This window comes from Halodesulfovibrio sp. (genome assembly GCF_015482765.1).
In the GTDB taxonomy this organism is placed as follows: domain Bacteria; phylum Desulfobacterota; class Desulfovibrionia; order Desulfovibrionales; family Desulfovibrionaceae; genus Halodesulfovibrio.
The window spans coordinates 1-2,848 of record NZ_JADMLB010000064.1; the positions used below are offsets into that span (position 1 = coordinate 1).

General features: G+C 44.3%; 2 protein-coding genes. Both read left to right on the plus strand.

Translation table 11 applies throughout. From position 1 onward, the window contains the following. A partial coding sequence (locus QZY95_RS11530) for a 2-oxoacid:acceptor oxidoreductase family protein (RefSeq protein WP_290923614.1) occupies positions 1–1,215 on the plus strand: 1,215 nt, incomplete at its 5' end. 373 nt (positions 1,216–1,588) lie between these two features. Next, positions 1,589–2,236: a hypothetical protein gene (locus tag QZY95_RS11535; RefSeq protein WP_290923616.1), complete on the plus strand. Its 648-nt coding sequence runs from the start codon at positions 1,589–1,591 to the stop codon at positions 2,234–2,236. The last annotated feature ends 612 nt before the right edge of the window (positions 2,237–2,848 follow it).

Below are 2,848 nucleotides of genomic sequence, written 5' to 3' on the forward strand. Positions count from 1 at the left end.
AGCCTTATCGGTGACGGTACTGAATGTCACAGCGGTATGGATGCAACCCGTAACGCAGTATTCAGACATGTTGCCGGCGTAAAAGTTGTTCTTGATAACGAATGGACAGCAATGACAGGCGGCCAGCCAAGTCCTAGCTCCCCTGTTAACCTCGCCGGTGATGAAAACCGCTTTGTTATGACTGAAGCGCTTCGCGCACAGGGCACCGATGTTGTTGAAGTTGATGCATACAACTACAAAGACATCCGTAAAAGCTTACGACAGGCACTTGCCGATGCTGAAGAAGGCAAATTCACTACTCTCGTAGTTCAAGGCACTTGTATCCGTAAGGTTCCAAAATCCGCATTTGGGCAGAAGCTCAAAGTTGATCATGAAAAATGTATCGCATGTGGTGCTTGTAACATCTGTTCCGGTCTCAGCCTTGATGAAAACGGTCAGCCAGTATGGAACAACATTTGTTCCGGCTGTGTTTCTCAGACACCTGCATGTATGCAGATGTGTCCTAAGGGAGCAATTTCCCTTATTGACCCAAGCGACATTACAGTTGAAAAATCTACAGTTGTTCTGCCAGAGCCTCCTCAGGAGATCACTGTGCCAACGCTTTCTGATGAAGAACGTCCTGAACGTCTTTCCCTCTCCATTCGTGGTGTAGGCGGTCAGGGTAACCTGTTCTTCGGTAAAGTTCTTGCTCAGCTTGCATTTGCCGCAGGCTACGGTGATAAAAACATCATTAAAGGCGAAACCCACGGCATGGCGCAGATGGGCGGACCTGTTATTTCTACATTTGCTTGCGGTAATGTGCGCAGCCCGCAGATTATTCCGGGAACTGCCGACAGCCTTATCGTAATGGAAAAAAGCGAACTCCTTCGTCCTGGCTTCCTTGGAATGCTCAAAGAAGGCGGAACAATCCTGTTTGCTGACACTGCAATTGTTCCACAGGGCTTTGATCCGGAGCAATACCCTTCTGATGAAGCAATCTCTGAGCTTTTAGAAGGCTACAACGTTATTAAGCTTGATATTCTCAGCGAAGCTATCAAGCTTGGTGATACTACAGGGCGTAGCGCAAACGTTGTAATGCTTGGTGTATTAAGCACCGTTGCACCGTTCAACACACTTCCTGAAGAATGCTGGTTGAGCGCCCTTAAAAACGTTACCCCTGCTAAAATGTGGGCTGGTAACTACGCTGCCTTCATGGCAGGTAAAAAACTTATGTAGGTAAAGTAGCCGTTCGGCTATTTTCAAACTGACTGAGGCTCCCCGTCGCATTGTGCGGCGGGGAGTTTTTTTCGTACTTAGCACAACTGGTATTAAATTCGCCTAGCTACTCGTCATTATTGTAATAACGAAGTTTTGGCAGTTAGTAGTAAGCTTCAGTATGCGGGTTTGCTCGCCCTATGTGATTATGTTAACTTGTAAATAATTAGCAATTTATCCAAATGTACATTAATTACTCGTTGCCCGAGCTAGTTCTTTGCCGTACGATTATGAAAAGCAAAGAAATATTCTTCTCTTTTTATAGGAAAATATTGAGCATAACTTCTATGAGTTCTGTGGAAATATGCCACTAACTTCTTATTCTGGAGGGACAATGTATTATGAAATAACTCCGGACGGTGCGGGCTTTCTTCCTGCCGAAGCGGCAAGAATGGACGTTGACGGCCTGTACATTAGATCTCTATCCATTGCGTACTATATTTCTGGAAGTGCAGGAGCCTTACTTATAAACGGTACTGCAACCCTCTCCCCATTAAGCATCCTTAAACAGGTCGCGCTGTTAGGCACACCGTTGCGCCTACAAATCATACAACGCCATGAAGAAGAAACTACTGCTGCAGAAAAGGTAAAAGAACTGTTTAGACGAGATTATCCGTCCATAGAGATACATCATGAAAGCACTTCCATTGATGCTCTGCTACTCACTATTGACGGAACAATCAGCTCTGATCCGATAGAAGTAACTCAGGCAGAATTTTCTATTATCACCCCGCCGCAACGTGAACAGCGAATCGCCATCAACTGTCTTAACAACCTGTTTCCCCCGTTAAAATTGCTTGATGTGCATGTTGATATGCAATTTAATGGAGAAATGTACTTACCACTTCCGGCTCTCCAGTTAAGTCAGCATGAAATGAAAGAGCTGGCACAAGCACAGCCCCGTTCTGAGGCTTACAATGCGGCATTGAAAATTGGATTGTGTATGGGGCTGTTCGACCTTGCTCCTCGATTTCTCCGATGAAACCCACAACACCGTAGCGCATAAAATAAATGCACTTATCCTCAGGCAATTTATAGTTAAATAAACCCTTTTAACTACAGAGGAGCTTATGGGGATTTTGGCGAAATTATGGCATGGAGAATTGCCGCTCTATATAACTTTTTGGTTTTTCGGCATGATCATAGGCACAGTAATAAGCATCTGTGTGAACACCTATGGTTTTGAGGCAGAACACACAGCAAACACAGTGCGATTCGGATGGGTCTTTACTGCATTGATATACACAGGGTTCATGTGCGTGGCCTTATGGCGTAGTGCAGACAAATATAAGGGTGCTCCTATATGGTCCATATGTGCCCGCTTCTATTCTGCCATTTTATTTATGTCTTTTGTCAGTTTTGCTGTAGATATCATCAAGTTCCTCTAGGCTCAATAACGCACTATATTTTAAGGATATTTTATCGACACAAGCGGCTATCCACCATTCAATATTAAATTATTTAAAAATAAATGCATTTTTTGCTTGCAAATTTGGTCACTCGTCCGTAAAAACCATCTCCGTTGTTGAGGAAAACAACTCACAACACATATCAGGTGGGGTTCCCGAGTGGCCAAAGGGAACAGACTGTAAAT

Coding starts and splice junctions, on each gene's coding strand:
- QZY95_RS11535 (WP_290923616.1), top strand. CDS start 1,589: ATGTATTATGAAATAACTCCGGACGGTGCGGGCTTTCTTCCTGCCGAA.